At 66.3% G+C, this 23,569-nt stretch carries 27 protein-coding genes; 12 read left to right on the top strand and 15 right to left on the bottom strand.

All coding sequences use genetic code 11. The annotated features are described in order from the left end of the window. Window positions 1-6: 6 nt before the first annotated feature. From ABZX86_RS10485 to ABZX86_RS10435, 11 genes are all read right to left on the bottom strand, one after another. Entirely contained in the window at window positions 7-1,071 is a 1,065-nt protein-coding gene (locus ABZX86_RS10485; protein WP_355122115.1) for a hemolysin family protein, read from the bottom strand. Further along, window positions 1,064-2,440, bottom strand: a complete 1,377-nt coding sequence (locus ABZX86_RS10480) for a hemolysin family protein (protein ID WP_355122613.1) — start codon at window positions 2,438-2,440, stop codon at window positions 1,064-1,066. The genes ABZX86_RS10485 and ABZX86_RS10480 overlap by 8 nt, the downstream gene beginning before the upstream one ends. 307 nt (window positions 2,441-2,747) lie before the next feature. Further along, the gene (locus tag ABZX86_RS10475; protein WP_355122113.1) at window positions 2,748-4,184 is read right to left on the bottom strand and encodes a GuaB1 family IMP dehydrogenase-related protein; all 1,437 of its coding nucleotides are present in this window, start codon (window positions 4,182-4,184) and stop codon (window positions 2,748-2,750) included. A 117-nt stretch (window positions 4,185-4,301) separates the two neighbouring features. After that, window positions 4,302-4,766, bottom strand: a complete 465-nt coding sequence (locus ABZX86_RS10470) for a hypothetical protein (protein WP_355122111.1) — start codon at window positions 4,764-4,766, stop codon at window positions 4,302-4,304. Between the two features lie 207 nt (window positions 4,767-4,973). Further along, a complete protein-coding gene (locus ABZX86_RS10465; RefSeq protein WP_355122109.1) occupies window positions 4,974-5,609 on the bottom strand; it encodes a hypothetical protein in 636 nt (211 codons plus the stop codon). Between the two features lie 104 nt (window positions 5,610-5,713). After that, window positions 5,714-7,117 (bottom strand): DEAD/DEAH box helicase, encoded by a 1,404-nt coding sequence (locus tag ABZX86_RS10460; RefSeq protein ID WP_355122611.1) that lies wholly within the window; start codon window positions 7,115-7,117, stop codon window positions 5,714-5,716. 25 nt (window positions 7,118-7,142) lie between these two features. After that, entirely contained in the window at window positions 7,143-8,084 is a 942-nt protein-coding gene (locus ABZX86_RS10455; RefSeq protein WP_327139997.1) for a M48 family metalloprotease, read from the bottom strand. Between the two features lie 42 nt (window positions 8,085-8,126). Then, window positions 8,127-8,528, bottom strand: coding sequence for a BlaI/MecI/CopY family transcriptional regulator (locus tag ABZX86_RS10450; RefSeq protein WP_327139996.1), 402 nt, complete (start codon window positions 8,526-8,528; stop codon window positions 8,127-8,129). A 77-nt stretch (window positions 8,529-8,605) separates the two neighbouring features. After that, on the bottom strand, window positions 8,606-9,427 hold the full coding sequence (locus ABZX86_RS10445; RefSeq protein WP_355122609.1) for an ABC transporter ATP-binding protein: 822 nt from the start codon (window positions 9,425-9,427) through the stop codon (window positions 8,606-8,608). A 62-nt stretch (window positions 9,428-9,489) separates the two neighbouring features. Further along, window positions 9,490-10,533, bottom strand: a complete 1,044-nt coding sequence (locus ABZX86_RS10440; protein ID WP_355122607.1) for an iron chelate uptake ABC transporter family permease subunit — start codon at window positions 10,531-10,533, stop codon at window positions 9,490-9,492. 74 nt (window positions 10,534-10,607) lie between these two features. Further along, complete coding sequence (locus ABZX86_RS10435; RefSeq protein ID WP_355122107.1) at window positions 10,608-11,645, bottom strand: iron ABC transporter permease; 1,038 nt, start codon at window positions 11,643-11,645, stop codon at window positions 10,608-10,610. 113 nt (window positions 11,646-11,758) lie between these two features. On the opposite strand from ABZX86_RS10435, the gene ABZX86_RS10430 reads away from it, so the two are divergent. The 8 genes from ABZX86_RS10430 (at window position 11,759) to ABZX86_RS10395 (ending at window position 18,831) form a co-directional block, all read left to right on the top strand. Next, on the top strand, window positions 11,759-12,466 hold the full coding sequence (locus ABZX86_RS10430; protein WP_355122105.1) for a hypothetical protein: 708 nt from the start codon (window positions 11,759-11,761) through the stop codon (window positions 12,464-12,466). Between the two features lie 81 nt (window positions 12,467-12,547). Continuing rightward, a complete protein-coding gene (locus ABZX86_RS10425) occupies window positions 12,548-13,594 on the top strand; it encodes an ABC transporter ATP-binding protein (protein WP_355122103.1) in 1,047 nt (348 codons plus the stop codon). Window positions 13,595-13,631: 37 nt separating this feature from the next. After that, on the top strand, window positions 13,632-14,678 hold the full coding sequence (locus tag ABZX86_RS10420; RefSeq protein ID WP_355122101.1) for an extracellular solute-binding protein: 1,047 nt from the start codon (window positions 13,632-13,634) through the stop codon (window positions 14,676-14,678). A 2-nt stretch (window positions 14,679-14,680) separates the two neighbouring features. Continuing rightward, complete coding sequence (locus tag ABZX86_RS10415; RefSeq protein WP_355122099.1) at window positions 14,681-16,408, top strand: iron ABC transporter permease; 1,728 nt, start codon at window positions 14,681-14,683, stop codon at window positions 16,406-16,408. Further along, window positions 16,405-17,325, top strand: a complete 921-nt coding sequence (locus ABZX86_RS10410; RefSeq protein ID WP_355122097.1) for a DNA repair exonuclease — start codon at window positions 16,405-16,407, stop codon at window positions 17,323-17,325. The genes ABZX86_RS10415 and ABZX86_RS10410 overlap by 4 nt, the downstream gene beginning before the upstream one ends. A 27-nt stretch (window positions 17,326-17,352) precedes the next feature. Next, on the top strand, window positions 17,353-17,901 hold the full coding sequence (locus ABZX86_RS10405) for a hypothetical protein (RefSeq protein WP_355122095.1): 549 nt from the start codon (window positions 17,353-17,355) through the stop codon (window positions 17,899-17,901). A 72-nt stretch (window positions 17,902-17,973) separates the two neighbouring features. Then, window positions 17,974-18,246: a YciI family protein gene (locus ABZX86_RS10400; protein ID WP_355122093.1), complete on the top strand. Its 273-nt coding sequence runs from the start codon at window positions 17,974-17,976 to the stop codon at window positions 18,244-18,246. 78 nt (window positions 18,247-18,324) lie between these two features. Further along, complete coding sequence (locus ABZX86_RS10395; protein ID WP_355122091.1) at window positions 18,325-18,831, top strand: excalibur calcium-binding domain-containing protein; 507 nt, start codon at window positions 18,325-18,327, stop codon at window positions 18,829-18,831. Window positions 18,832-19,067: 236 nt separating this feature from the next. Here the strand turns inward: ABZX86_RS10395 and ABZX86_RS10390 are convergent, their stop codons facing one another. The 4 genes from ABZX86_RS10390 to ABZX86_RS10375 all read right to left on the bottom strand — a co-directional run bounded on the left by ABZX86_RS10390 (window position 19,068) and on the right by ABZX86_RS10375 (window position 20,726). Beyond that, window positions 19,068-19,589: a DUF6879 family protein gene (locus tag ABZX86_RS10390; protein ID WP_355122089.1), complete on the bottom strand. Its 522-nt coding sequence runs from the start codon at window positions 19,587-19,589 to the stop codon at window positions 19,068-19,070. A gap of 102 nt (window positions 19,590-19,691) precedes the next feature. After that, entirely contained in the window at window positions 19,692-19,907 is a 216-nt protein-coding gene (locus ABZX86_RS10385; protein WP_355122087.1) for a helix-turn-helix transcriptional regulator, read from the bottom strand. Continuing rightward, on the bottom strand, window positions 19,904-20,410 hold the full coding sequence (locus ABZX86_RS10380) for a DUF6879 family protein (protein WP_355122085.1): 507 nt from the start codon (window positions 20,408-20,410) through the stop codon (window positions 19,904-19,906). The genes ABZX86_RS10385 and ABZX86_RS10380 overlap by 4 nt, the downstream gene beginning before the upstream one ends. Beyond that, window positions 20,397-20,726: a hypothetical protein gene (locus ABZX86_RS10375; RefSeq protein ID WP_355122083.1), complete on the bottom strand. Its 330-nt coding sequence runs from the start codon at window positions 20,724-20,726 to the stop codon at window positions 20,397-20,399. Before ABZX86_RS10375 ends, ABZX86_RS10380 begins: the two co-directional genes overlap by 14 nt. Before the next feature lie 146 nt (window positions 20,727-20,872). Here ABZX86_RS10375 and ABZX86_RS10370 point away from each other — a divergent pair, with 146 nt between their 5' ends. The 4 genes from ABZX86_RS10370 to ABZX86_RS10355 all read left to right on the top strand — a co-directional run bounded on the left by ABZX86_RS10370 (window position 20,873) and on the right by ABZX86_RS10355 (window position 23,563). Then, window positions 20,873-21,082 carry a hypothetical protein gene (locus ABZX86_RS10370; RefSeq protein WP_355122081.1) on the top strand — a complete coding sequence of 70 codons (210 nt, stop codon included), beginning with the start codon at window positions 20,873-20,875 and terminating at the stop codon, window positions 21,080-21,082. A gap of 179 nt (window positions 21,083-21,261) precedes the next feature. Further along, window positions 21,262-21,651 carry a PaaI family thioesterase gene (locus tag ABZX86_RS10365; protein WP_355122605.1) on the top strand — a complete coding sequence of 130 codons (390 nt, stop codon included), beginning with the start codon at window positions 21,262-21,264 and terminating at the stop codon, window positions 21,649-21,651. 158 nt (window positions 21,652-21,809) lie between these two features. Further along, on the top strand, window positions 21,810-23,204 hold the full coding sequence (locus ABZX86_RS10360; protein ID WP_355122603.1) for a HAMP domain-containing sensor histidine kinase: 1,395 nt from the start codon (window positions 21,810-21,812) through the stop codon (window positions 23,202-23,204). Between the two features lie 56 nt (window positions 23,205-23,260). Continuing rightward, a complete protein-coding gene (locus ABZX86_RS10355; protein WP_355122079.1) occupies window positions 23,261-23,563 on the top strand; it encodes an urease subunit gamma in 303 nt (100 codons plus the stop codon). Window positions 23,564-23,569: the final 6 nt, after the last annotated feature.

Raw genomic sequence — 23,569 nt, 5'->3', positions numbered from 1 at the left:
GTCAGATCACTCCGCGACCCGGTGGGTGCCGTCGCGCACGGTGCCGACGAACTCCTCCACCAGATCCTCCAGGGCGACAATGCCGACGGTATTGCCGCGACTGTCAACCACCCGCCCCAGATGGGAGTTGGTGCGGCGCAAGCGGGCCAGGGCCTCGAAGAGGGTGGCGCCGGTGCTGACCGTGGGCAGTGGGCGGATATCGGTGCGGGGAATGGGCGTGGACGGCCCCGCATCATCATCGGCCACCAGGTCCAGCACATCCTTGACGTGCAGATAGCCGACCAGGGAACCGTCCCCGGCCCGCACCGGATACCGTGAGAAACCCGTTTCGGCGACCGCGTTCTCGATATCGCCGAGGGTGGTGCCGTCACCGCGCAGCGGCACCGAGCGGGTCTTCGCCAATGCCACCATCACATCGGCGACAATGCTGTCGCTGGAGCCCAGCGCCTGGGTGAGGCGGCGGTGCTCCTCCTCGTCCAGCAGGCCCTCGGACCGGGATTCGCCGAACATCTCGGCGAGCTCCACCGACGAAACAGTGGAATCCAGTTCATCTTTGGGCTCGATGCGCAGCGCCCGCAGCGACAGGTTCGCCGCCAGGTTGTAGATCGCGATGAGCGGCCTGGCCAAGCGCAACCACGCCAGATGGATCGGAACCAGCAGCAACGCACAGCGTTCCGGTCCGGCCAGCGCGATATTCTTCGGGATCATCTCACCGAGCAGGATGTGCAGGATGACCACGATGGTCAGCGCCAGCGCGAACGAAATCGGATGCAGCAGTTGATCGGGCACCCCGACCAGATCGAACGGGCCCTGCAGTAGATGCGCCACGGCGGGCTCACCGACCCGGCCCAGCAGGATCGAGCAGATGGTGATGCCCAGCTGCGCCGCCGCCAGCATCATCGACAGGTTCTGCCCCGCCTCGATGACCGTATTGGCACTGCGCTTGCCCTGTGCCGCAAGGGCTTCCAGGCGATCGCGGCGGGCGGAGATCAGGGCGAACTCCGCGCCGACGAAGAACGCATTGCCCAGCAGCAGCACCAGGGTGAGCAGGACCGCGGTGATATCACCCATGGTTGCGCTCCCACTCCGCCAGGCCCTCGGCGTCGACGGGGCGCAGTAGCACCCGGTCGATGCGCCGGCCGTCCATACGTTCGATCTTGGCGATCCAGCCGCCGCTGGTCGGCGTTTCCATGGTGTGCTGATTGCCGGGTTGCGGCAGCAGCACTTCGTCCCCGGTGACGGGGATGCGGCCGAGGCGGGTCAGCACCAGGCCGCCGAGCGTTTCGTATTCGCCCTCGGGCGCGTCGTATCCGGTGGTGCGGGAGACCTCGTCGATACGCAGCAGTCCCGAGCAGTTCCAGTCGTTGCCGGTGCGGCGCACATCGAGTTCTTCCTCATCGTGCTCATCGCGGACGTCGCCGAGAATCTCCTCGATGATGTCCTCCATGGTGACAATGCCCGCGGTACCGCCGTATTCGTCGACCACGAGCGCCACCTGCATACCGTCGGCGCGCACCCGCTCGAGCACCTCGTCGCCGTCCAGGCTGGCGGGGACTATCGGCACCGGCTGGGCGATATCTTTGAGCTTGATGACGCGCCGATCCTTGGCCAGATGCATGAACGCCTGTTTGACGTGCACCACGCCGAGGGTGTTGTCGAGATCGCCGTCGATGACCGGGAAACGCGAAAAGCCGGTGCGGCTGGCGGTTTCGATGAGGTCGGCGATGGTGTCGTCCTGATCGAGGGATTCGATCTTCACCCGCGGCGTCATGAGCTCCTCCGCGCTGCGCTCACCGAACTGCAGTGAGCGATCCACCACCTGCGCGGTGCGCTGATCGAGCACACCGTGCAGCGCGGACGTGCGCACCAGCGAACCCAATTCCTGCGGTGACCGGGCCGAACGCAGCTCCTCGGCCGGTTCGACACCGAGCCGCCGGACCGCCCAGTTGGCGGTGCCGTTCAGGAAATTGATCATCCAGCGGAAGGCCGTCGAGAACCACATCATGGGTCCGGCGGTCCAGCGCGCGGTGGCCAGCGGTGAGGCGATGGCTATGTTCTTCGGCACCAGCTCGCCGTAGATCATCGAGAACGAGGTCGCGATGATCAGGGCCAGCGCCAGCGAAATGCCGTGCGAGGTACCGATATCCACGCCGAACGCGTTGAAGATGGGCTCGAGCAGCCGCGCCAGCACCGGTTCGGCGATATAACCGGTGATCAGCGTGGTGATGGTGATGCCCAGCTGCGCCCCGGAAAGTTGGAACGAGAGCGTGCGGTGCGCCTGCCGCACCTGCCGGGCCCGGCGGTCGCCCTCGCGGGCGTGCGCCTCCACGGTGCTGCGTTCCAGGGCGGTGAGCGAGAATTCCGCGGCGACGAAGAGTGCCGTGCCTGCGGTCAATGCGACAAAACCGAGCAGACTGAGAACGGTGAGCAGGGCCGACACGGTCAGCACCACCCGGCCGTCTGAAGATCTTGGGGTGAGATCACTGGGGCTGGGGCAACGATGGCGCCGGGTTTGTCACCCGGCTCGGTAGAGGAGCCCTCCTGAGTGGCGCCCTCGGACGCGGGTGACAACTGGTTCCTTTCGCATGGGGTGGGCCGTGAAACGGGTCGTCACGGTCCGGCGTCGATAATGCTACCGGCTGGTCGCGCGGGTTTCCGCGCGACCGCGCCGGACACAGCCGAACCCGGCGGGTTCCACGAGGGTTCCCGCCGGGTTCGGCTGCGGAGATCTACCGGTCGATGAGCGCTTACCAGCCCGACGGCAGCGGGCGGCCCTCGGCGAAACCGGCGGCGGACTGCACGCCCAGCACGGCTTTGTCGTGGAACTCACCGATGCTGCGCGCACCCGCGTAGGTGCAGGAGCTGCGTACGCCGGAGGTGATGTAGTCGAGCAGGTCCTCGACACCCGGGCGCTCCGGGTCCAGGCGCATGCGCGAGGAGGAGATGCCCTCCTCGAACAGCGCCTTGCGGGCCCGGTCGAAGGCGGAGTCGGCGGCGGTGCGGGCGGCGACGGCACGCTTGGAGGCCATGCCGAAGCTCTCCTTGTAGCGGTTGCCGTCCCGGTCGATGCGCATATCGCCGGGCGACTCGTAGGTGCCCGCGAACCAGGAGCCGATCATGACGTTCGAGGCGCCGGCCGCGAGCGCCAGCGCCACATCGCGCGGGTGCCGGACGCCACCGTCGGCCCAGACGTGCTTGCCGAATTCCGCGGCGGCAGCGGCACATTCGGCCACTGCGGAGAACTGCGGGCGGCCCACGCCGGTCATCATGCGGGTGGTGCACATGGCGCCGGGGCCCACACCGACCTTGATGATGTCCGCGCCGGCCTCGATCAGATCGCGGGTTCCCGCGGCCGAGACCACATTGCCCGCGACCAGCGGCACACCCAGATCCAGTGCGGCCACCGAGCGCAGCGCCTCCAGCATCTTCTGCTGGTGGCCGTGCGCGGTATCCATGACCAGCACATCCGCGCCGGCATCGACAAGAGCCTTGGCCTTGGACGGGATATCGCCGTTGATGCCGACCGCGGCCGCGATGCGCAGCTGGCCCTGGGCATCGACGGCGGGCTGGTAGATGCCCGCGCGAATGGTGCCGGTGCGGGTCATGACGCCCGCGAGGGTGCCGTCGGCGTTCACCAGCACGGCAAGACCGGAGCGGCTGCCCTCGAGCAGGCCGAAGACCTCACGCGGGGAGGCATCGGCGGGCGCGCTCACAAAATTGGTGTCGGCGACGGTGCTCAGGCGAGCGAAACGGTCCACATCGCTGCATGCGGCCTCGGTGACCACGCCGACGGGCTTGCCGTTCTCGACGATCACGACCGCGCCGTGCGCACGCTTGTGGATCAGCGCGAGCGCATCGGAGACCGACTGCTCCGGATCGAGCGTGACCGGAGTGTCCGCGGTCAGCGACCGGCTCTTCACGAAGGCGATGGTGTCGGCGGCGGCCTGGATCGGAAGATCCTGCGGCAGCACCACGATGCCGCCGCGGCGCGCCACCGTCTCGGCCATGCGGCGGCCGGCGACAGCGGTCATATTCGCGACCACGAGCGGGATGGTGGTCCCGGTCCCGTCACTGCTGGACAGGTCGACATCGAACCGCGACGCCACATCCGTCCGATTCGGGACGAGGAAGACATCGTCGTAAGTCAGGTCGTAGGGCGGGTTCTGCCCGGGAAGAAACTGCACGTTCGTAGCCGCCTCATGGTTTTGACGTGGGGTTTTCGTGTTATCCATGCTTCGGTGGCAGGTATATGGCACGAATCACCCGAAGGTTATCCGATGAGGTGGACACCCTTCGTGCGTTTACCTGATGTCACGCATGCAGCGACCCAGTGTAGTCGGCCCGCTCGGGAACAGTCGGAGCGTGGGCTCCTTGCCGCCGCGGATCAGGCGCCGGCCGGAATGAACAGCGCCTCGAACGGCGGCGCCGACCGCCACGGTGGTGTGACCTATGCCCTCGGTATCGGTGACGAACAACAGATCGCCCGGCCCGAATCTGCGCTCCTCACCGTTCGAGGTGGTCACCGCAAGTACCCCGCGCAGCAGCACCACCCATTGCCGTGCGGGCGCCGGGTGCGGCGCGCTGTCGAACCCCGCGCTGCGGAGGAAGGACACGCCAGCGGCCGACGGCATCCCGCCTACCGACATGGCGGGCACACCTGCCGCGAGAGTCTTTTCGGCCAGCGCGATTTCGGCCTCGACGAAGTGGGAGCCGCCCTCGACGATGCTGTCGATGCGGGTGTAGTGCAGAGTCTGCTCGTTATTCACGAGGACGACTGTGCGGGATCCGACCAGGGGGTGCGATTCCCTCTGGGGAATAGCCAGTGGCGCAAACCAAGTGGGCGGCATTGTGCCGACCGGATTGCCAGCTGTTTGCTCCAATGGATCGGCGGCAGCTGGCAATTGGCGTGTCGGCGTTGAATTCAGGTGTGTTGATGGCGATTCGCCCGGTGCCGGGCGCGTCGGGTAATCGGCTCAGAGTGAGCCGTTTTCGATGTCGCGCTTGAGGGCGGTCTGGTAGGCGCGGTGTGAGGATGCGCCGTTGTCGGCGGTGAACTGGATCAGGGCGGGGTCGGCGAGGAAGGTGATGTGCTCGTTGACCGTGGTGGTGCCGTCGCCGTTGTCGGTGAAGGTGATCAGCTGGTGGGTGGTGATATTCGGGATGTCCCAGCTGTCGGAGGTGTAGTAGTGCTCGGCGGCGTGGATGCGCTGCTCGGCCTGGGTGTGGCCGGGGAATGTGATCGGCCCCATCGGGATGTCTTCCAGCGCTGTGAAATCCAGTACCTGCGCATCGCCGTCATCGCACGTGCGATGAACGATCTCATCCTTCAGGAACGGGTGGCGGCCGAGGTCGTTGTGCAGATTCGAATACACCGACCACACCTTCGGCAGTGGGGCGCTGATCGTGATCGGCAGATCGACCACCACCGAGGAGCGCGCATCGGGCTTACCCTCTTCGGCTTGATACACCGCCCAACTGGCCTGCCACTCGGCCTTGTAGCCATTTTCCGAGTCGACGCACGAGGGCGACGGCGCGGTATCCGCTTGCGCCACAGGCAATCCCACACTTGTGCACGCGACGGCCAGTGCACACCCCATCATGAACTTCACGCGGCGGACTTTACCCGTCGGTGAATGCACCGGCAGCGCGAAGGGCCGCCGGGCTCAGAGCTGCTCCGGGTGGTAATTCGATGCGACAGTGCGGGGTTCGGCGGTCAGCGGCCCTTGCGAGTGGTATTGGTCTTGCGCTTCTTGGAGTGCTGACGACCACCGGTGCGGGGATCAATGCGGTGGCGGGGGCGTTCGGGAGGTGAATCGGTCGCGGCCGCAGCGGCTTTGGCGGTCGCCGCGATGGTGGCCGGATCTGCGAGTGCGTGGCCGGAGGGGCGGCGGGCACCGGTGATCTCGGCGAGGCGGCGGTCCGCGGGGCGGACTTCAACATCGGTGACGGAAACGCCTGCGCGGCGGGCCAGATCGGCCGCTTCCTGCCGGTCGTCCGGACTGACGATGGTGACCACCGTGCCGGAGGCGCCGGCGCGCGCGGTACGGCCGGTGCGGTGCAGGTAGTCCTTCGGATCGGCCGGGGGATCGACGTGCACGACCAGTGAGACATCGTCCACGTGGATGCCGCGGGCGGCGATATCGGTGGCGACCAGCACCGGCCAGGTGCCGTCCGCGAAGGCCGCGAGGGTGCGGGTGCGCTGGTTCTGGCCCTGGCCGCCGTGCAGTGCGGCGGCCGCGATGCCGACCTCGCGCAGTTTGCGGGCGAGCTTGTCCGCACCGTGCTGGGTGCGCACGAACAAGAGGGTCCGGCCCTTGCGGGCGGCGATTTCCGTGACCACCGGCCGCTTTTCGATCCGCCGCACATGCAGCGCGTAGTGCGCGATATCGGGAAGGTCGGTATCGGTCTCCGCGACAGCGGAATTCGAGGGTGCGGGCGTATTGGGCTGAGCGACCACCGCATGACTGACGGGGGAGCGCAGGTAGCGCTGCACCAGGGCATCGATGGCCTCGTCCAGCGTCGCCGAGAACAGCAGCTTCTGCGCTTCGCCGGGAACCCGATTGAGCACCGCTGTCAGTTGCGGCAGGAAGCCGAGGTCCGCCATATGGTCGGCCTCGTCGACGGTGACGATCTGCACATCCGAAAGATTCACGGCGCGACGGCCGATCAGATCGGTCAGACGCCCGGGCGTGGCGATGAGCAGATCGACGCCGCGACCCAGCTTCTCGTCCTGCGTCTTGATCGCCAGACCACCCACGGCCGAGGCGAGCCGCAGCCCGAGCGACAGCGACGGCTCATCGAGCGCGGTCTCGATCTGCAGGGCCAACTCTCGGGTGGGCACCAGGATCAGCCCGCGCGGCCGCCGCGGTGCGGTGGGCGCACCCGAGAGCCGTACCAGCATGGGCAGACCGAAGGCGAGGGTCTTGCCGGAACCGGTTGCGGCCCGGCCCAATACGTCGTGACCAGCCAGAATGTCCGGAATAACGGCAGCCTGGATGGGGAACGGGGTGTCGATGCCGTTGCGCCGCAACGCCTGCACCAGCAGCGGCGGCAATCCGAGATCGGCAAAGCGCCGGGCGCCAGCGGCAGAGGAGGCGAACCGCGGGGCCGCGACCACCGAATCGGGAGTGGTGCTGCGCGGCTCAGGCACGGTTCAGCAACCGGGTGAGCTCCTGCAACCACGGAATAGCCACGGCCATCGTGGGCACCACGAGGATGGCGGCGGCGGCCAGATAGGCCACCGCGGCAATGCGCATATCGCCCATCGGCCCGGCCAGCCGCTGAATGCGGATCAGCGTGGTCGGCCCGCCCACCGCCATCGCGCCCTGCGGCGCAGGCGAATTGGAACAGGCGACCAGCGCACGCGCCAGCGGGGTCGGCCCGGTGACCTTCACGGCGGAGTCGTCGGCCAGCAATTCGATCAGCAATTTCACCGAATCCAGTGCGGATTTGGAGCGCACCACCCGCGGGAACGCCTCATGTGCGGCGGTGAACGCCTCCAGCACCAGGTCGTGGCGGGCTCGCAGATGCGAACGCTCATGGCTGACGATTGCGGTCAACTCCTCATGGGAAAGATTGGTCACCGTGCCCTGACTGAGCACGACGCGGCGCCGAATGCCGGGCAGGCAGTAGGCGATCGGTTCGGTGGCGGCGAGCACCCGGATATCGGCGGAATTGCGCGCCACCCCGCTCTGATCGAGCAGATCGACCAGCATGCGGTGGCGGGCCCGCCGGCGACGGGTGTGGATTCCGACGCGCACCACCGAGAAAATGAGGCGCGCGCCGACGAGCAGGGTGAGCGCGAAGACCGTGACCAGGGCCAGCCACAGCGGCAGGCCGAGCGCGGCGATCTCCTTGCTCGGGGTGGTGGTGGGCCGGCCGTGGGCTCCGGGCACCAGCAGTCGGCTGGCGATGGCGAGTCCGGAGCCGAAGGCGCTCAATACCGCGGCCAGGGCGATGGCCTGCCAGAGCACCAGCGCCGCACGCGGACTGCGATAGGGCCAGGTCGCTCGGCTGAGCAGCGCTGGAACCGGTCCCGCCAGCAACAAGGCGAGACCGGCGAAAACCGGCGCTGTTACGTCCATTCCTCAGCTCACTGCGTTGTGGGGCCTGGGCCGAGGCTGAAGCTACAAGGAGTCTTTCGGCTCCTTGCGTGCCGCCTCGGTGGCTTCGAGCTTAGCGAGTGCATCGCGCAGCGCGGCAGCCTCGTCGGCTCCGACCTGTTCCACGAAGTGCACGAGCGCCGCCCGACGGCTCCCGACTTCATCCGCCTGCTGCAGTGCGTCGAACATCAGACTGGCGACGAGTTCGTCGCGCGTATGCACCGGGGCGTACCGGTGCGCGCGATCATCACGCTGCTGGAGGACGAGATTCTTCTTCGCGAGACGCTGCAGAACGGTCATCACCGTGGTGTACGCGAGCTCGCGGCGCTGAGCGAGGGCCTCGTGCACCTGCCGCACCGTTTGGGGTTCATCGGCCGACCACAACTGGTCCATGACCGCTTTCTCGAGTTCACCAAGACCTGCCATCCCACAAGTTTACGGAGACAACGACACGAATGCGTACTACAAGTCGTCGTAACCGGTCGGTAGCTGTGTGGTATTGGTCATAGCTGGGCCGGGGAAACGGCATCCTGGCCGTCGGCGCCGTGCACATGCCTTGTGCCGATCGGCACAATCATCGGCCGGCCGGAAACCGGATCCTCGAGCACTTCGGCGCGCAGACCGAACACCTGCTGCAACAATTCGGCGGAGATGATGTCGCCGGGCCTGCCCTGCGCGACGATGCGGCCCGCGCACATGACGATGAGCCCATCGCTGTAGCGGATCGCCAGATTCAGATCGTGCAGCACCATCACGACGGTGCGGCCGAAATCGGCGTGCAGGCGGTCGACCAGATCCAGCACCTCGAGCGAATGCGCCAGATCCAGATAGGTGGTCGGCTCGTCCAGCAGCAGAATGTCGGTGCCCTGCGCGAGTGCCATGGAAATCCAGGCGCGCTGCCGCTGCCCGCCGGAGAGCTCGTCCAGCGTGCGATCCGCCAGATCGGCGATACCGGTCTGCTCCAGCGCGCGGATCACCTCCGATTCGTCATCGGCCGACCACTGCCGCAACCAGGACTGGTGCGGATGACGGCCGCGCGCAACAAGATCGGCGACGGTGAGGCCCTCGGGGGCGATCGGGGTCTGCGGCAGCATGCCGACGATGCGCGCGATATCGCGGGTCTTCATGGACGAAATGGCCTTGCCGTCCAACAGGATCCGGCCCTCGCGCGGTTTCAGCAGTCGCCCCAGCGAGCGCAGCAGGGTGGACTTGCCGCAACCGTTGGGGCCGATGACGGTGGTGATCACACCCGGTGCGATATCCAGCGACAGTCCGTCGACAATGACGCGGTCGCCGTATCCGAGGGTGATGCCGGACGCTTCCAGCCGGTGCCCGGGGGTCGAAACCTGGTGATCCGCAGCGTGTGTCACGGTCTTGCTTTCCGTTGTCACAGCGTCGCCTTCCGATTGGTGCGCACTAGCAGGTAGAGCAGGAACGGGCCGCCGATGCCCGCGGTGATCACACCGACCGGCACGTCGATGGGAAATATGGTGCGGGAGATCAGATCCGCGCCCACCACGGCGATCGCGCCGACAAGGGTGGAGGCGATGATCGGTTCCCCCGGAGTGCGCAGCAGGCGGCGCGCGATCTGCGGCGCGGCCAGGCCGACGAAGCCGAGCGGTCCGGCCGCGGCGGTGGCCAGGGCGGCGGCGATGACGGCCGCGGCAAGCAGAATCGCCTGCTGCGTCTGGATTCTCACACCCAGGATCCGGGTGGTATCGGTGCCGAACCGCAGCGCGGCGAGCGTCCTGGACGATACCGCGGCGACTGCAAGCGTGAGGGCAAGACCGATGGCGGCGGGTACCAGGGTGGACCAATCCGAACGGTCCAGCGACCCGGTGAGCCACAGCTGTGCGTGCGCCGCATCGCTGAGCGTGGCACGGGTGAGCTGCCAGCTCACCACCGACAGCAGTGCGGCATTCACGCCGATCCCGATGAGTACCAGGCGAAATCCCATCACTCCGCTGTCCCCGGTGGTGGTGCGTCCCCAAGCCAGCAGGTAGATGACGATGGCCGTCAGCAGCCCGCCCGCCAGCGCGGCGGCTGGAACGCCCAGTGCCGCAGCCACTCCGGTCGCGCTGCCGCCGGTGCCGACCATGACCGCGACGGCGCCGCAACTGGCGCCCGTGGTGATTCCGAGAATGTCCGGGCTGGCCAGTGGATTGTGCAGAATCGACTGGGTGATCGCACCGGCCAGCCCGAGCGCGGCGCCGACGACGACCGCGGTGAGTGCCCGGGGGAGTCGCGAATCCATGATGACGAATCGCTGGGCGCGCGAACCACTGCCGGTGAGAACATCCAGTACCCGGCCCAGCGGAATCTGGAAATCGCCGGTGGCGATGTCGAGTGCGAACAGGGCCAGCAGTACGGCGATCAGCACCGCGATGATGAGCAGCGCACTGATGCGGAGCACCGTCGAGAAGCCGTGCATGCGCACTGCCGGTCGTACCGCGCGCACGGTGCGGGCGGGCGGGTCGGGCGCAACCGTAGGGGGCGTCGGAACAGTCACAGGCTCACCAGCTTTCGGCGGCGTACCAGCAGAATGAAGAACGGGGCGCCGAGCGCGGCCAGGGTGAAACCGGCCTGCAGTTCGCCGGGGCGGGCGATCAATCGGCCGGTGGTGTCGGCCAGCAGCAGGACGATCGCTCCGAGTAATCCCGAATAGGGGACCAGCCAGCGGTAATCCGGTCCGGTAATGCTGCGGGCCAGGTGCGGAACGATCAGGCCGAGGAACGCGATCGGCCCGACGGCGGCCGTGGCCCCGCCCGCGAGCAGGACGACCGAGGCCAGGCCGAGTGCCCGGCTGCGCCCGAGGTTCACCCCGAGCCCGCGTGCCACATCGTCGCCGAGTCCGAGCAGATTCAGGCCCGGAGCGGCGATGAGCGCCAGTGCCGCACCGATAACAAGGAACGGGAGGACCTGCCGGAACACCGACGCATCGTGCCCGGCGACATCGCCGACCACCCAGTACCGGTAGCTGTTGAGCGCTGTTTGATCGAGCAGCACGACGACATTCGTCATGGCTTGCAGAAAGGCCGTCACGGCCGCGCCGGCCAGCACCAGGCTCAGCGGGCTGGCCTTGCCGCCGCCGAGGGCGGACACGCCGAACACGACCGCGCCTGCGATCAAAGCGCCCGCGAAGGCGAACCAAATGAACTGGGCCGGGGCGGTGAGCGCGAAGAGGTGGATGCTCAGTACGGCCAGAAAAGCTGCGCCGGCATTGATTCCGAGTAATCCCGCGTCAGCCAACGGATTTCGGGTATAGCCCTGAATGAGAGCCCCCGCCATCCCCAGTGCCAGACCGGTGATGAGCGCGAGTCCGGTTCGTGGTAACCGCAATTCGCGCACGATCTGTCCGGCAGTTCCGTCGGCGGGGCATGACAGCGGTAACCCCGCCGGACAGGTGAGTGCGTCGAATACAGCACCGAGTGGCAGTGCACGCGATCCCAGAGCGATGCTCGCGATCACGGCGCACACCAGTAGCACGGCGAGTAGGACCAGTCCGGTCAGACGTCGCCGTCTGGTGGTGGCTACGGCGGGCACGGTGACGAACCACTCCTGTTGTGTTGATTGCTCTCGTTAGCTTGGTAAGCCTAACCTACCTTTTACCTCGTTGCGTACCCACTGGCCTGATTTTCGATGAATGAGGAGGTTCGATGCTCGAACCCGTAACCGTGTGCACGCCTCGCGATTCCCGGATCGCCTTCGGCCGGGCCAGCGCCCGCCTGCGCGGTCTGCAACCGGAGCACCCGCGCGTCTATGCCGTCGCCGTCATGGCTGAACAGGGCAAACGGCGCTGGTGGCGATTGGCCGATGGAATTCGCGAGGGTCGCATCGAACTGATGTACCGCCGGCACGTCGCCGAGATGGCCCATGCCGAGATCGCCGCCGAGGTGGTGGCCACCGCGCTCATCCACGCGGTGGTCGGCCGCGTGATGGCCATGCTGGTCTCCGAGGGCCGGGCCTGGGATCCGGGCCTGGAGAATCTGTGGATCCACACCGACAACGACGGCGGAATCGACTGGGCGGGCCTGGTGGACACCACTATTCGCGTGGTGGACGGCGATCGCCTGATCGGCCAGCCGGGTGTGGTCGCGCTGCCGTGTGAACAGGCGCTGTACATATGGCTCGCGCATCGCTGCGAGCCGGGGCTGGCGCTGGTGCAGGAGGCGATGGCGCGCTGCGCCGGGCTGGGTGTGCGGCGCTTCTGGTCGCTGGTTGCGGAGTCGATTGTCGGTGCGGCGACCTATGTCCCGGCGCTGGCGGGCACGTCCTCGTCGGAGGGCGCACAACGCGGCCAGGCCATGCTGGCGGCGCTGGAGGATCGCGGTCTGCCGGTGCGCCGGACGTGCTTCGTCCGATAACCGGCCGGTGACCGTAGAAGTCACTCACAATTCACTAGACCCGCCCCATCGAGACAGAATCACTGCTTACCGTCACCGCCTATGTCGGAAGCGGACCATATCGGAGCTCGGGTTGTGGTGGAGGGACTGTCCCGCACCTACGGTGACGGGACGGGGCTGCAGCCGACCGATCTGGTGATCGAGCCCGGTGAATTCCTGTCCGTCCTCGGCCCGTCCGGCTGCGGTAAGTCCACCCTGCTGCGGCTGCTGGCCGGGCTGGACGAGCCGCAGCGGGGGCGGATCCGATTCGGTGACCAGACGGTGTGCGATACCGCGTCGGGGGTGTTCGTTCCCCCGCAGGCGCGGCGGCTGGGCATGGTGTTCCAGGATCTGGCGCTGTGGCCGCATCTGACGGCCGCCGCCAATGTCGGTTTCCCCTTGCGGGTTTCGGGCGTCGCGCGGACCGAGATCGAGACGCGGGTCGCCGATGCGCTGGCGCGGGTCGATCTCGCCGGTGCGGCGGGCAAGATGCCGCACCAGCTTTCGGGTGGTCAGCAGCAGCGGGTGGCCATCGCGCGCGCCCTGGTGGCGCGGCCCGCGCTGCTGCTGCTCGATGAGCCGCTCTCCGCGCTCGATGCCGCGCTGCGCGAGCAGCTGCGCGCCGAAATCCGTTCGCTGACCACGGAGTTGGGGGCGACGACGGTATTCGTCACCCACGATCAGGCCGAGGCGATGAGTATGTCCGATCGCATCGTGGTGATGCGGGCCGGTCGTATTCTGCAGGTCGGCCGGCCCGAGGAGCTCTACCACGGGCCCGCCGATACGTTCGTGGCCGGATTCGTCGGCACCTTCAATCCGCTGCCGAGCGGGGGAGGCGTGCGCGCCGAGCGCGTGCGAGTGCTCGCGGACGGCAACGGGACCGGGTCGGCGAATGGTGTTCTCGCGCATCGCAATGGCACTCCCGCGGAGGCCCTCACGGTGCCCGCGACCGTTCGCTCGGCCGTGTTCACCGGCGGCAACTACCACCTGCACTGTGAGGTCGCCGGAGTCGAGCGGCCCTGGATCGTCCCGCACCCCAGCGCGCACGCACCGGGCACCGAGGTGCGCCTGACGCTGGACGCCGCCGATGTCATCGTCCCGGCCTCCTGAGCTTTCGCTGTACCGCTTTTCGAAAGGAATCATTCCGATGTCTCTGTCTCGCCGCGCCTTTGCCGCGGCCGTCCTCGCCTCGGCCCTCGTGGTCGCCGGGTGTGGTTCGGCCGACGACTCCGCTCCGGCTGTCAAGCCCGCGGCGACGTGGACCGCTCCGGCCGGGCTGTCCGGGGATCTGACGCTGTACTCGGCCAATCCGCAGGAGCTCACCGACGATCTGGTGGCCGCGTTCACCAAGGCGTCCGGGGTGAAGGTGAAGACCTTCGGCGGCGAAACCGGCAAGATCACCGCGAAACTCGATGCGGAATGGCAGAACCCGCAGGCCGATGTGGTGTACCTGGCCTCCTGGACGCCGGTCGCGAAGTACGCCGCCGACGGTAGGGCGCTCGTCTACAGCCCGCAGGACGCGGACAAGATCCAGCCCGGCTGGGCCGATAAGGGTAATGCGTTCACCGGCCGCGACGGTTCGGCGCTGACCATCGTCGTGAACACCAAGGCCGCTCCTGGCACGCCGAAGGACTGGTCCGATCTCACCGCGCCCGAATACAAGGGCAAGGTGATCATGCCGGATCCGCGCGAATCCGGTACCGCCGCAGACCTGGTCACCGCCATGACCATCGCCTGGGGCAAGGACAAGACCTGGGAGCTGTTCGACAAGCTCTTCGCCAACGGCATGGTGGTGCACGGCGCCAACGGCCCGGCGCTCGACGATGTCACCGCGGGCTCGCATGCGGTGGTGTTCGGCGGTGTGGACTACTCCGCCTACGCGGCCATCGACAAGGGCGAACCGCTGCAGGTGGTTTCCCCGGCCTCCGGGACCACCATCACGCCGCGACCGGTGTTCATCGTCAAGGATTCGAAGAACCCGGCCGCCGCTAAAGCGTTGGTGGACTTCATGTTCTCCCCGCAGGGGCAGGCGATCTCCGCGGCCCGCAAGATGATTCCCGCGCGCACCGATGTGCCCGCCGCCGCCGGTACCCGCTCCTACGCCGACGTCAAGCAGCTGAACTTCACCTGGGATCAGGCCAAGGCCAGTGGTAAGGACGCGCTCGCGGAATTCACCAAGCGGTACCTCGGCTGATTGTGAGCACCGATATCGACTCCGGCGGAACCGATCTCGGCTCCGCCGGAACGAAGTCTCGATTCCGTTTCGGCGCAGGGGTTTACGCTCTGCTGGCGTTGCTGCTCGTGGCGGTGGCGGCGCCGCTGATCGCCATGCTGATCCGGGCCGTCACCGGGTACAACGGCGACCCGTCGGCGCTCGGGCAGCTGCTGCAACCGGCGAACCTGCGGATCGTCGGCAATACGGTGCTGCTGGGCGTGCTGGTGGTCGTCATCTCGACCGCCATGGCGGCGCCGCTGGCGTTTCTCATGTCGTGGACTCGGCTGCGGCGGCATCGTTGGATCGATATCGCGGTCATGGTGCCGTTCCTGACGCCGCCGTATGTGGCGGCCATGGCGTGGCTGGATTTCACGCGCATCAATGGGCTGGGGGAGCGGTGGCTCGGAACGTCCGGTGGCGCTCTGGTGCGGTCGGTGGTGGAGTCGCCGGTCGGCATGGCCGCGATCATGTCGTGCGAGATCTTCACGTTCCTGTATCTGCTGCTGCGTAATCGCCTCGATGCGGTGCCGGCCTCGCTCGACGAGATGGCCGCGGTCGCCGGGGCCTCGGCCGGGCAGCGGTTCCGGCTGGTGCTCGCGCCGCTGCTGAGCCCTACCTACGCGCTCGGCGCGCTGATCGTATTCATCCGGGCCGCAGGGGAATTCGGTACTCCCGTCACGCTCGGCAACCGGATCGGGTTCCCGGTCCTGGTGTCGGAGATCTACGGCAATGTCACCATCGACCCGCTGAATTTCCCTCGGGCCGCGGCGTTTTCGACCGTATTGCTCACCATGGGCATGACGGTCTGGGGTCTGCAGCAGTGGATGAGCCGGCGGGAAGTGCCGTTCGGCGGCCGGGTGGCGCGCCGGACCCGGGTCGATACCGGCTGGTGGACGGTGCCCGGCTGGGTCTGGATCGGGCTGGTGCTGCTGATATCGGTGCTGGTGCCGTACATTTCGATCATTCTCGGTGCGATGACCGTGCTGCGGTCCAAGCCGCCGTCGATGGACAATCTCACCTTCGACTATTTCGCGCGGGTGCTGCGACCGGGTCGCGGGCTGGATGCGCTGCAGAACAGCATCACGCTGGCGCTCATCGCCGCCACGGTGGCGACGGTGCTGGCGGTGGCGTGCGCCATGGTGATCGCCCGGCGGCGGGGCGCCGAAACGCGAGCTCGGACCACAGCGCGGCGTGGCATCGATCTGCTCGGCATCGCCCCCGACACCGTGCCGACCATCGTGCTGGTGATCGGGTTCATCTTCCTGTGGAATGCGCCCTGGCTGCCGTTCACGCCGTACAACACTCGCGCCATGGCGGTGCTCGCCTATGTCGTCATCACCCTGCCGGTGGTGCTGCAGAACGTGAAGGTGGCCTACGCGGCGGTCGACGACAAGTTCCTCGAGGCGGCAGCCGCGTCCGGCGCCACCGCGTGGCAGACCCTGTGGCGCATTACGGTTCCGCTGCTCATGCCCGGCATCGTGGCGGGCTGGCTGCTGGCATTTCTGCTCGGGGTGCGCGAGGTTGTCGCCTCCTCCATGGTGCGGCCCGCTTCGCTGCAGTTGCTGTCGCCGTGGATTCTCGGCCAGTTCGATCAGGGTCACCGCGCCGAGGCCATGGCCATGACCGTGATTGGCGTCCTCGGTTCCACGGTGGTGCTGGTCCTCCTGGAGTGGTGGCGAAACCGTATGAGTGAGAACCGATCCCGATGATCCGTCTCGCGCACCTGGCCGATCTGCACCTGGGTGCGCGATTGCGTGCGGTGCCCGAGTATCCGGGCTGCCCGCCGATCGACCCGGTGCAGATCGCCTACGACGCCTTCGACGCCCTGCTTCGTCACATACTCGATGGCCGCTACGAAGGCGTGCTCATCGCGGGCGACCTCTTCGACCGCCACGAGGCGACTCCGCGCGCCTTGAACGCGGCTAATGCGGCGTTGGCCGATCTACACGATGCGGGCATCCCGGTAGCCCTCATCTGGGGCAATCACGATGCCGAATCCCCACTGCCCGAACAACTTCGACCACCGCCCAGCTGCTGGGTGGCTCCGATCGAGGCGTCGGCCACGCACCGCTGGCCGGACATCGGCATCGCGGTGCACGGCCAATCCATCGGTGACCCCGACGAACTGCGCGACCTTGCCGCCGATTACCCGGAACCTGCCGAAGGCTGGACCAATATCGGGCTGCTGCACACCAGCCTGACCGGCGGTAGCAGCCGTCGTCCTTGTGCGCCGACAACGCTCGCCACGCTGACCGGCTACGACTACTGGGCCCTGGGCCACGTACATCGCCGACTACAGCTCACCGGCAACCCGGCGGTGGCGTATGCCGGAAACCCCTACCCGGCCCGAAAGACCGAATACGGCCCACGCGGATTCCTCGAATTCCGTCCGGCCGAACCCGCCACGGCAATTCCGATCGACACCTCGCCCGTAGTCCGTGAAATCCTCACCGCCGAAACCGAATCCGATATCTGGAAACGATTCGCCGACTACGTCCCGAACAACCGCACCGTCATCTGGACGCTTTCCGGTCCGCCCGAACTTCTCGATTCCGCCCGGGAAGCCGCCCGTCACTACCCCGGATTCGCCGTCGCGGACGGCCGAGCGAAGAACATGCCCGGTTAGGTCCCTGATCGTCGGTACTGTGCGGGTATGGGTTCGCCTGCCGCTCGTAGTCCGATCATCACCAGCCACCCGATTGTCGACGCCGTCCTGGACCGCTACCGCCCGCAACTGGGCGATGAATACGACGCCTACCGCAACCACGTGCTGCGCGGGTTCAACTACCAACTGCGACTACTCGGCGGCGACTCGCTCCCCGACTCGGCCGCCCTCGCCTGGGCGATCCACGACCTGGGTGTCTGGACAGCGAAAACAATGGACTACCTCGAGCCCTCGGCAGCCCTGGCAGACGAGTTCATCGACAAGTTCGCTATCCCCGACCCCGACCTCGTGCACCGAATGGTCATGGACCACCACCGCATTCGCCCGGTACAGGAAGACCGCCTCGTCGAAACCTTCCGCATCGCCGACCTCGTAGACGCCAGTCGCGGCCTGCTCCGAAACCAAATCCCCCGCACTACAGTGCATTCCGTCGTAGCCGAACTACCCTACGAACACTTCCACCGAATCGTGCTCACCGGCATCATCCGTCACACAGCACGCCACCCACTCCATCCCGCACCGATGCTGCGCTGGTAGTCGCTGGAGCGCGGCTGCGCAGTAGTGTCTGGAAGCTATCGCGGTCCCGGTGCGCCGAGAGGAAGTCAACCCATGAAAGCCGTCGTGTTCTACGAATCCGCAGACGATCTCGCCGACAAGGCCCCTCAGCATTTCGCCGCGCACGTGGCCCAATACCAGCCCTACATCGACCGCGGCGACCTCCTCATGATCGGAACCTTCGCCGACCCCCAGCAAAACGGCTCCATGGCCATCTTCACAACCCGCGAGGCCGCCGAACAATTCGTAGCGAACGACCCCTTCGTCCTGCACGGCGTCGTCAAGAGCTACCGCATCCTGGACTGGAACGAGGCCCTCGCCGAGTAGCTCCGTGCCTCTCGTGTGACCGATTGTGCCGATCGTTTGCTGAGCCCTATACGCCCGCGTCGACAGCGCGGATCGTTCATGGTCCACGAACCTTCCAATAGCAGTGTGTTTGCTCGTGGTAGGTCGAGTTCAATCGACGAAGGATTACTCGTGTCAGCGCTACGACAAGGCATTTTGGTCGCCGCAGCCATCGCTGCGGGCGTGGTACAGATTTCAGCCTGCGGATCGGCGACAGAACCTTCGTCCGCGACGCGGACGAGCATTGTCGCAGCGGTAACTACTGCGGTTCATGTCATGAGCCCGCTGTCCACCACGGCGACGCCGAACAGCACTACAGCTACCACAGAAACTCTCCTCACGACATTCGCTCCAGCGCTCCGGCAGCCCGAAATCACCACCGTGCCAGAGGTTCCGCTCCCGCCCGCGCCACCACCGGCAGTCGTGCCGACAACGGATACGCCCTCGGCGTACTACAGCAGTTGCGCGGAGGCGAGGCGAGCCGGCGTCGCCCCTCTGCGCAGAGGTGACCCTGGCTATCGGCCGGGGCTCGATCGCGATGGGGACGGCATCGCATGCGAGAAATGAGCCCCACCTTCATGGTGACCCCGGCTGTTTCACAGGCGCCGCCGCAGAGGACTTGCTTTGTTAGGTAAGCCTGACCTACACTCGGAACCGGCGTTGGGACCGAGTGAGTGTTCCGGAGGGCTGCCGCGAACCCCCGGTCCATTGCCGCGGCGGGTTCCCCTACCAAGGGGAGCCCGCCGCTTCGTATTCCGAGCACGCATGCGCAACTGGGTGATCGTGAGCCCAGCCGTCACCGCTCACTTCTTGATTCGGTACTCCGCGTGCGGTGTCGCCAAGCTCCACACGCGATCACGGACACGGCGGCAGTACCCACTGATTCTCGGGTCTTTGGTGACGGCAAACCCTCCCAGGGTTTCGTCTGGCCGGAATGCCGTGAATGCCACGGTGTTGTCGTCGAACAGCCACCAATCATCTGCGGTCAACTCGTCAGGATCGATCACATGGCGTGGCAGCCAGCGGATTTCCTCGCCGGAGTCGACGTTGCTTCCGGTTGTGGCGTAGAGGAATCGCGTGTAGTCGGTGTGGGGTTCGGTGACCACTCGGACACGCTGCACTGCCTGCCCCGATTCCGTGACCTCACGAACGAGGTCGTCCCAGTGCAACCACTCGGGGTCATATTCGAACTCGCCGGTTTCGAGGAACTTCGCCAGCGCTTCGGCTTCGTCGGTAACCGCGTAGCTGTCCTGAACCTCCAGATGAAAAGCGCGCCTACATCGCCTGAGCAGCTGTTCTTGTTCGTCAGCAGTGAGTAGATACATCGTCCGGGCGGACTCCTTTCCATCCGATACCTCGACAGTCCGTTCCTCGGTTGGCGGATCAATTGGCTCTGGAGTCGAGGATCTTGCGGACGAGTTCTCTCGCTACCTCGCCGTAAGAAGCTTGCTCGGCGAGTCTGGCGAAGGTCTTTTCATAAAGTCTGCTTCGGTGAGCGAGTGCGCCCCGCTCTCGATTCGGGAAACCTTCGACGCTGACCACCCGGCTTGTTCAGCGAGTTGATAGGCGCCTAGGTGTGCCGCGAACCGGAGGTCACGGAGTCGAGCCCCCAGATCGCGGCGACCTTTGCGAACATCTGTCACGTCACGTAGTCGTTGTGTCGAATAGCCTTACCCCAAAGCTGATCACGCAGTTGGGCACAGTGGCCGGCGATGGCCGGATCATCGCTCGCAACCCATCCCGGCAAAGCGGTGCCATCCTGCTCGAAGACAGTCCACGCGACGGTGCGGTCATCGAACAACCACCAATCATCATCGGGTAGCCCAGAGGGTGCATCAGCCCGGGGGAGCCAACGTATGTCCTCACCGGCAGCGAGACTGCCTGGGGTAGTGGACAACGCGAATCGAACGTAGTCGGTGTGGGGTTCGCTGACTACGCGGACACGTTGCACCGCCGTGCCTGTGGTGGTGACCTTCCCAACTAGGGTGTACCACTGAGCTGTAAACGCCGGGTCGAGCGTCTCTCCGGCCAGGAACCGTTGTAGCGCTTCGGCTTCCCCGGGTACATCGGTGTAGTCATCCCGCACCTCCAGGTGGAATGCGCGTTGATGATTGCCGAGGGCCGCAGCTAGTTCATCGAACCCCATTCGGCGCATCAGGCCTCCGTTCTGCGGTCACGGACACTTCTACGACGGTTTCGTGGGCTGGTGGCCGCACCTGATCCAGAGCTTCGATATCGGTGACCGAATCTCCGGTGAGGGTGAAAGTGCCGTGCCCACTGTCGTACAGGGTGGCACCGAGGCAAGTACCCGGCTGTACAAACCTGATCAGCCGGTGTGGAATCTCGATGGTGTCGGGTTGGCCGGTTCGCCATCCCTGAACGAGATAGTTATCTCGATCGCTGCGGTACAAGGTGGGAGATTGTCCGTTGACGGAGTCTCCGCCGAGTCGTTCGAGCTTCATGGGAGCTTTCCCCTACAGGGGCTGTAATGCGTTGGAAGCCAACATGTATCGGGTACTTGCGCAGTGATGTGTCGGGGATGGCGCACATGTGGGATCAGACCCGAATCCGGAGGCTTGCAACGCGTCTCGGGTATGACTTCGCGGACATGGTGATCTATGACCCGAGGTTCGGTCGGCCACCATTGGCGCGACTGCGGGCGCAAGCCAGCCGGTTGGATGCCGAGGCGGTCATAGTTCCTACCCCGGAGCACTTCGAGGGTGGGGAGATACCGAGGGCGCTGGTGCAGCAACTCGACGTCATTACCGTGGACCCTGAAGAGACCTATGCGCGGCGCGAGATGCTGAGCAACTCATAGGGGCTACCGGCGGCTGAGTAGTCCCGTTCCGCACCCTGAGATTCCCCGGACTCGCTCTGCCGGTCGCCGCGAATAGGGGGCTGGTTAAGCTCCAATGTATGAGTGCTGATGAGCATGTGACCACGGGTGTTGACGACTTCTCGTCGCTCAAGTCCATGGCTGATGTGACGCCCGAGCTGATGAACAAATTCAGTGAGGGCTTCTTCACCGATACGTTCGGGTTGAAGCTCACCGAGATGACCCCGGATCAGGTGACCGCGGAGTGGGTCGTCACCCCGCAGCAGTTTCAGCCGGCGGGGATTGTGAACGGTGGCGTGTACTGCACGGTTATCGAGACGCTGGCGAGCATCGCGGGCAGTGTGTGGCTCGGCGATCGAGGGACCGTGGTCGGGGTCAACAACAACACCGACTTCCTGCGTGCGGTGCGCGAGGGCGTGCTGCGCGGTGTGGCCACGCCGGTGCATCGGGGTCGCTCGCAGCAATTGTGGGTCGTGGTCATTACCGACGAGCAGGATCGCACGGTCGCGCGCGGCCAGGTTCGGTTGCAGAACCTCAGTCCGCAGGGCTGATTCGGCCGCAGCTCTCAGTTGCTTCTCAGTCGCTGTGGGCAGCATGGAGGTATGCGCAATTCTGGTGCTCGCGGCATGCGCTCGTGAGTAGAACCGTCCCACACCGTCCGGTGGTCGCCGGGCTCGGGAACGCACCGGAATCCGATCCGCTCCCGCAGATGCCGTCGGCCCGCTCGGTCTCGCTGCGCTGGCGGGTCATGCTGCTGGCCGCATCGGTGGTGACGGTCGCGGTCGCCTTCACCTCCATTGCCGCCTATGCGATGGTGGCGCGCTCGCTGTACGCGGATGTGGATTCGCAATTGCGGACGCGGGCCTCGGTCATGATCGCCAACAATGTCGACAGCATGAACTATCTGGAGGCGCTCACCCTCGGGAGCTTGTTCTCGAACGATATCGGTGTCGCACTGATCTATCCGGACAGCAAGTCCGAGGGATATGTGATCGGGCAGGATGCCGCACCGCCGATCGGCAGCCAGGAGCTGGCGGTGGCACACGGGGATATCGCCTACTCGCTGCGCACCGTCGGCAATCAGCGGGTGCTCGCGGAGCGCACGCATTCAGGCTCCACGCTGGTGATCTCGCAGCGGCTGCAACCCACCCAGCGGGTGCTGGATCGACTGGCGTGGTTGCTGTTCGTGGTCGGCGGCTGCGGAGTCCTGCTCGCCGCCGCTGCCGGAACTGCGGTGGGCCGCACCGGATTGCGGCCTATTGCCCGGCTGACCGCGGCGACCGAGCGGGTGGCTCGCACCGATGACCTCACGCCCATCCCGGTGACCGGCGATGATGAACTCGCCAGGCTCACTGAGAGTTTCAACACGATGCTCCGTGCGCTCACCGAATCTCGGGAGCGGCAAAGCCGTTTGGTGGCCGATGCCGGCCATGAGCTGAAGACGCCGCTGACCTCATTGCGTACGAATATGGAACTGCTGATCGCCTCGTCGCGTCCGGGTGCCCCGAGCATTCCGGACGAGGACATGATCGAGTTGCGCTCGGATGTGATGGCGCAGATCGAGGAATTGTCCACGCTGGTGGGCGATCTGGTGGACCTCGCTCGCGAGGACGCCCCGGACACCGTCTACGAACAGGTCGACATCAGCGAAGCGGTGGACCGCGCCTTGGAACGCGTACGCAGACGCCGCGCCGGAATCGACTTCAGCGTCGAACTGCGGCCCTGGCTGGCCTACGGGCACGAGGCCAGTCTCGAGCGCGCCATCATCAATGTCCTCGACAATGCGGCCAAGTGGAGCCCCGAGGGCGAACAGGTGCGGGTCGGCATGCGCGAGAACGACTCGGGCCTGATGGAGCTGATCGTCGACGATGCGGGCCCGGGCATTCCCGCCGCCGAGCGTGAACTGGTCTTCGAACGGTTCTATCGGGCGACGACCTCGCGCTCGATGCCCGGTTCGGGTTTGGGGCTGGCGATCGTCAAGCAGGTGGTCATGAACCACGGCGGCACCATCGCGGTCGAGGCCTCCGACCGGGGCGGGACGGTGCTGCGCATTGTGCTCCCGGGCGAACGCGGCACGCCCGCGGTGTACGAAACATCGAGGTAATACGGCTCGTGCCAGAATGTGCGACGACCCGCCCGCAACCTCGGTGAGGAGCCCGAATGCGACTGTCGCCGCACGAGCAGGAACGCCTGCTCCTGAGTTATGCGGCCGAGCTGGCTCGGCGACGGCAGGGCCGCGGGCTCAAGCTGAATCACCCCGAGTCGATCGCGCTCATTGTCGATCATGTGCTCGAGGGAGCGCGCGACGGCCGGACCGTCGCCGAGCTCATGGCCTCCGGGCGGACCGTGCTCACGCGCGCCGACGTCATGGACGGCGTGCCGGAGATGATTCACGACGTCCAGGTCGAGGCCACGTTCCCGGACGGCACCAAGCTCGTCACCGTCCACAATCCGATCGGCTGATACACC

Origin of the sequence: Nocardia sp. NPDC006630 (assembly GCF_040611495.1) — a bacterium.
GTDB lineage: Bacteria > Actinomycetota > Actinomycetes > Mycobacteriales > Mycobacteriaceae > Nocardia.
This window is presented reverse-complemented; position numbering and strand designations above follow the sequence as displayed.